The 6,289-nt window shown below is 75.0% G+C and carries 1 protein-coding gene; it reads right to left on the bottom strand.

Going from position 1 to position 6,289, the window contains the following annotated elements; genetic code table 11:
- A partial coding sequence (locus SACPADRAFT_RS27070) for a type I polyketide synthase (protein ID WP_007026029.1) occupies nt 1-6,289 on the bottom strand: 6,289 nt, incomplete at both ends.

Here is a 6,289-nt window from a genome sequence, read left to right as displayed (position 1 = left end):
CGGCGGGGCTCGCGGCCGAGAGCGGCAGCGCGTGGACCGGGAACGCCGGAGCACCCCCCGCACCGTCCACGGCGACCGGGGCGGGCGGGGCGGGCGGTTGTTCGAGAATGACGTGGGCGTTGGTGCCGCTGAATCCGAACGACGACACCCCCGCCCGGCGAGGACGGCCGGTCTCGGGCCAGTCCGCGGCCTCGGTCAGCAGCTCGACCCGGCCCGACGACCAGTCGACGTGGGGGGTGGGCTCGTCGGCGTGCAGCGTGCGCGGCAGCACACCGTGGCGCATCGCCCACACGGTCTTGAGGACGCCGCCGACTCCGGCAGCGGCCTGGGCATGTCCGATGTTGGACTTCAGCGACCCCAGGCGCAGGGGATGCTCGCGGTCCTGCCCGTAGACCGCGAGGACGGCCTCGGCCTCGATCGGGTCGCCGAGGGTCGTGCCGGTCCCGTGCGCCTCGACCGCGTCCACATCGGACGGCATGAGCCCGGCGTCGGCGAGGGCGGCCCGGAGGACCCGCTGCTGGGAGCGCCCGTTGGGGGCGGTGAGGCCGTTGGAGGCGCCGTCGGAGTTGACGGCGGTACCGCGGACGACGGCCAGCACGGGGTGGCCCTCGGCTTCGGCGACCGACTGCCGCGTCAGCACGAGCATGCCCACGCCCTCGGACCACCCGGTGCCGTCGGCGTCCGCACCGAACGCCCGGCACCGGCCGTCCGCCGACATCGCGCGCTGGCGGGTGAACTCCACCAGCACCCCGGGCGTTGACATGATCGTGGCGGCCCCGGCGAGTGCGAGGTCGCACTCCCCCGCACGCAGCGCCCTGCTGGCCAGGTGGAGGGCGACCAGCGACGAGGAGCAGGCCGTGTCGACGCTGAGTGCGGGCCCCTCCAGACCGAGGGTGTAGGCGATGCGCCCGGACAGCACGCTCGGGGCGTTGCCGACACCGAGGTGCCCGCCGACGTCCTCGCTTCCCTCGGCGAGCACGGCCGCGTAGTCGTTCGGGTTGGCGCCCGCGAAGACACCGGTCCGGCTGCCGCGCAGGGTGTGCGGGTCGATGCCCGCCCGCTCGACGGCCTCCCAGGACACCTCTAACAGGTGCCGCTGCTGCGGATCCATGGCCAGCGCCTCGCGCGGGCTGACCCCGAAGAACGCGGCGTCGAAGCCGGTGGCGCCGTCGAGGAAGCCGCCGTGCCGGGACATCGAGGTGCCCGGATGATCGGGGTCGGGGTGGTGCAGGTCGGCAGGCCACCCGCGGTCGGTCGGCAGGCCGCCCACGGCGTCGGTCCCCGCCAGCACCAGCCGCCACAGGTCCCCCGGCGAGCCGACACCTCCGGGGTAGCGGCAGGCGGAGCCGATGATGACGACCGGATCGTCGGTGGTCGCGGCGACCGTGGTGGTCTCCGTTCGGTCGTCGCCGGTGAGCACTGTGGCGAGCCGCTGCGGCGTCGGCTCGTCGAAGACGACGGTCGGGGGCAGGCGGACCCCGGTGGCGTCGGCGACCCGGTCACGCAGCTCGACAGCGGTCAGCGAGTCGAAGCCGAGGTCGCGGAAGGCCGTGTCGGCGCCGAGCGCGGTGGCGTCGGCATAACCCAGGACGTCGGCGGCCAGCGCGCGGACCAGTTTCACCGCTCGGGCCGGGGTGAGGTCGGTCGGTGCGCTCGGCTCCGGCTCGGGCGCGCCGACGAGCTCGGACAGCAGCGGCGACGGACGGCGAGCGGTGAAGGCCGGGTGGAAGGTGGCCCAGTCCACGTCGGCGAGAACGACGACGGGGTCGGCGCCACCGAGCTCGCGCAGCAACGCCCTGGCGGCCCGGTCGGGATCGAGCGGGCGCAGGCCCATCCTGCCCAGCCCGGCCAGCTGCCCCGCGTCGTGCGCCATGCCGACCCCGGCCCACGGGCCCCAGGCGACGGTGGTGGCGTTCAGTCCGCGAGCGCGGCGCGCATGGGCGATGCCGTGCAGGGCGGCGTTCGCGGCGGAGTAGGCGCCCTGGTGGCCGCTTCCCCAGACACCCGCGATGGAGGAGAACAGCACGAACGCGTCCACGTCACCGACCAGCTCGTCGAGCAGGCGGGCACCGGCGACCTTGGCGTGCAGGACCTCGGCCAGCTCCGCGGGTTCGAGGGCGTCGGCGGGGGTGCGGGGGCCCCCGATGCCCGCCGCGTGGATGACGACGGTCGGCGCGTGCTCGTCCAGCACGGACCTGAGCGCGTCGCGGTCGGTGACGTCGGCCCGTACCGCGATCACCTCCGGGCCGAATCGGGTGTCATCGAGCACGCCGGTACGGCTGGCGAGAACGATCTTCGCCGCACCCCGCAGGTGCCGGGCCACGGCCAGGCCGAGTCCTCCGGTGCCGCCGGTGATCAGCACGGTGGCCCCGTCGACGACGGCCCGGCCGCGAGGATGCGGGGCCGCGACGACGCGTGCTGCCAGCAGGGTGTCGCGGAGGGCGACCTGGTCTTCGCCGGAGGCCATCGCGGCGCGCACCCTGGCGGGGTCCGGCTCGCCCGTGGTGTCGATCAGGCCGCCCCAGCGCTCGGGCTGCTCCAGTGCGATGACGCGGCCGAGTCCCCAGATGGCGGCCTGGTCCGGATCGGGGACCTCGTCGCCGACGCGTACGGCGTTGCGGGTCAGGCACCAGACGCGTTCGCCGGACGCGACGTCGCGCAGTGCGGCGAGGAGGTCGGCGGGGGTCCTGCCCGCCATGTCGAGGACGGTGCCGTCGGCGGTCCCGTCCGCCGTGATCTCCTGCCACACGGGGACGTAGCGCCAGGGGTTGCTGCCGCTGCCCACCCGGCTGGTCGCCACCCAGTACCGGTCCCGCTGGAACGCGTACGTGGGCAGTTCGATCACCTGTGCGCGCGGGTGGACCGCGCGCCAGTCGAGGGCCACGCCCCGGGTCCACAGCGCCGCGAGCGCGCGCAGCAGGGACTCGACCTCGTCGACACCCTTGCGAAGCGCCGCGACCATGCCGTCCACGAAGGGGACGAGCGCGGCTTCGGGCCCGACCTCGAGGACGTGGGCGGTGTCGAGTGCGGCCGCGCCGTCGGCGAACCGCACGGTGTCGCGGATGTTGCCGACCCAGTATCGCGTCTCGGTGGGGTCGGCCTCGCCCGCGACCCGCACGAACTCGATCCGGGCCCGCTGACGCGGCACCGACGCAACGGACTCCGCGAAGGTGTCCAGGATCTCGTCCATGTGGGCGGAGTGGAACGCGTGGCTGACCTTCAGCGGCGACACCTGCACGCCGTGCTCGCGATAGGTCTCCACCAGCCGGGCGACGGCGTCCGCGTCACCGGACACCGCCACCGAGTCGGAGCCGTTGACGGCCGCGAGTTCCACGCCGTCCGTCAGCCGCACGTCGTCCTCGGGCACCGCGATGGCCGCCATCGCCCCGGACCTGCGCACGGCGTCCATCAGCGCGCCCCGCTCGACCACGAGTCGCGCCGCGTCCTCCAGCGAGAACACCCCGGCCGCCCAGGCGGCGGCGATCTCCCCCACCGAATGCCCGATCACCACGTCCGGCGTGATCTGCCACGACTCCAGCAATCGCACCAGAGCGACCTCGAACGCGAAGATTCCCGGCTGCGCGTACCGGGTCTCGTCCAGCCGCTCGCCGTCGGTGACCGCGTCCCGCACCTCGGCCGGGAACAGGTTCAGCACCTCGTCCCACGCTCGCGCGAACACCGGGAACCGTTCAGCGAGGCCGCGGCCCATCCCGGCCCGCTGCGACCCCTGACCGGTGAACACGAACGCGACCCGGCCCGGTCGCGCCGTGGCGACCCCGCGTGTCGCCCGCAGCCGCTCGACGGCCTCGTCGATCGATCCGGCCACGATGGCGATCCGGTGATCGAACGCCGCCCGCGTCGTCCCCAGTGACACCGCGACGTCGGCGAGCGCATGCTCCGGCCGCTCGGCCAGGAAGTCGGCCAGCCGGGCCGCCTGTGCGCGCGCCGAGACCGCGCTCCGCCCGGACACCACCAGTGCGGCCTGCCCGGACGGCGCCGCCTCGACCGTCGTCTCCGCGTCGATCTCGGGGACGTCCCCGGCGACCGCAGTCTCGGCCTGTTCGAGCACGACGTGGGCGTTCGTTCCGCTGAACCCGAACGACGACACCCCGACCCGCCAGGGCCGCGACAGCCGCGGCAGTACCGTCTCGTCGTTCAGCACGGCCACGTCGTCGGCCCAGTCGACGTGCGAGGACGGCCGGTCCGCGTGCAGGCTGCGGGGCAGGACGCCGTGGCGCAGGGCAAGCACGGATTTGATCACTCCGGCCACACCCGCCGCCGCCTGCGTGTGGCCGATGTTGGACTTCACCGAGCCCAGCCACAGCGGCCGATCGCGGTCGGCCCCGTAGACGGCGGCCAGCGCACCGGCCTCGATCGGGTCGCCGAGGCGGGTCCCGGTCCCGTGCCCCTCCACCGCGTCCACATCGGACGCGGCGAGGCCCGCGTCGGCGAGGGCGGAGCGCAGCACCCGCTGCTGGGCGGGCCCGTTCGGCGCGGTCAGGCCGTTGGAGGAACCGTCGGAGTTGACCGCGCTGCCGCGCACGACCGCGAGCACCGGGTGGCCGTGGCGGCGGGCGTCGGACAGCCGTTCGAGCACGAGCACCCCCGCACCCTCACCCCACCCGGTGCCGTCGGCGTCGTCGGCGTAGGCCTTGCAGCGCCCGTCGGCGGCGAGACCGCGCTGGCGGGCGAACTCGGTGAAGGCCGTCGGGGTCGCCATGACCGTCACACCGCCCGCCAGTGCCAGCGAGCACTCCCCCGACCGCAGCGCCCGCACCGCCAGGTGCAGCGCGACGAGCGACGACGAGCACGCGGTGTCGACGCTGAGCGACGGGCCTTCGAGCCCCAATGCGTAGGACACCCGCCCCGACAGCACGCTCGCCGCACTGCCCGTGCCGAGGTAGCCGTCGGGACGGTCGGGGGCCTCGGCGACCACGGCCGAGTAGTCCTGGCCGTTCGTCCCGGCGAACACCGCCGTGTCGGAGCCACGCAGGCCGGTCGGGTCGACCCGCGCGCGCTCCAGTGCCTCCCAGGTGACTTCGAGCAGAACGCGTTGCTGCGGGTCCATGGCGGCGGCCTCGCGCGGGGAGATCCCGAAGAACCCGGCGTCGAAGGCACCGGCGTCGGTGAGGAAGGCGCCCTCGGCGGCGTAGGTGGTGCCGGGCTTGTCCGGGTCCGGATCGACGAGCGCGTCGAGATCCCAGCCCCGGTCGGCGGGGAACGGGCTGACGGCGTCGCCGCCCGCGCGCAGCAGGTCCCAGAGTGCGTCCGGGGTGTCGGCTCCACCGGGCAGGCGGCAGCCCATGCCGACGATCGCGACCGGGTCGGCTGCGTCGTCCCCGCTCGCCCGCACCCGGGTGGCCGCGACGACCTGGCCGCCGGTCAGCTCGGCGACGAGGTAGTCGACCAGGGCGTCCGGGGTCGGGTGGTCGAACACGACGGTGGCGGGCAGGCGCAGCCCGGTGGCGGCGGCCAGGGCGTCGCGCAGTTCGACGGCGGTCAGGGAGTCGAAGCCGAGATCGCGGAACGCGCGGGTGCGATCGACCGCGTCACCACCGTCGTGGCCGAGGACGGCGGCGATGCGGGCGAGCACGAGCTCCGCGACCCGGGCGGGATCGGTCGTGGTCAGCGGCTCCGTGGCCGGACGCAGGGTCTCGACGGGCCGGGCCGCGGGGATGTCGGCCAGCAGCGGACTGGAGCGGCGGGCGGTGAAGGCGGAGGCGAAGCGCGCCCAGTCGACGTCGGCGATGGTCACGCACGTGTCGCCGACGGCCAGTGCGGTGCCCAGCGCGTCGAGGGCGGTCGCGGGAGCCAGCGGGCGCAGGCCCCGGCGGATCAACTCGTCGGCGGTGCCACCCGTGGCCATGCCCGCCTCACCCCACGGTCCCCATGCCACGGACAGGGCGGTCTCGCCGCGAGCCCGCCTGCGCTCGGCGAGGTCGTCGAGCAATGCGTTGGCGGCGGCGTAGGCGCCGAGGCCGCCGCTGCCCCAGGTGCCGGAGACGGAGGAGAACAGGACGAACGCGCTCAGCTCGCCGGTCAGCTCGTCGAGCAGGTGAGCTCCGGTCACCTTGGCGTCCCGGACGGCGCGCAGATCCTGTGCGGTGGTCTCGGCGAGCGGGCGGGTCACGACGGCGCCCGCGGTGTGGAACACGGAGTCCACGGGGTGCGCCGAGAGCAGCTCGGTCAGCCGGCCACGGTCGGCGACGTCGCAGGCCGTGATCGTGACGGCGGCGCCGCGCTCCTCCAGCGAGCGGCGCAGTTCGTCGGCGCCTGGGGCGTCGGGGCC

Origin of the sequence: Saccharomonospora iraqiensis subsp. paurometabolica YIM 90007 (genome assembly GCF_000231035.2) — a bacterium.
Lineage (GTDB): Bacteria > Actinomycetota > Actinomycetes > Mycobacteriales > Pseudonocardiaceae > Saccharomonospora > Saccharomonospora paurometabolica.
The sequence above is the reverse complement of the archived record's forward strand: the minus strand, read 5'-3'. Positions and strand labels throughout refer to the sequence as shown.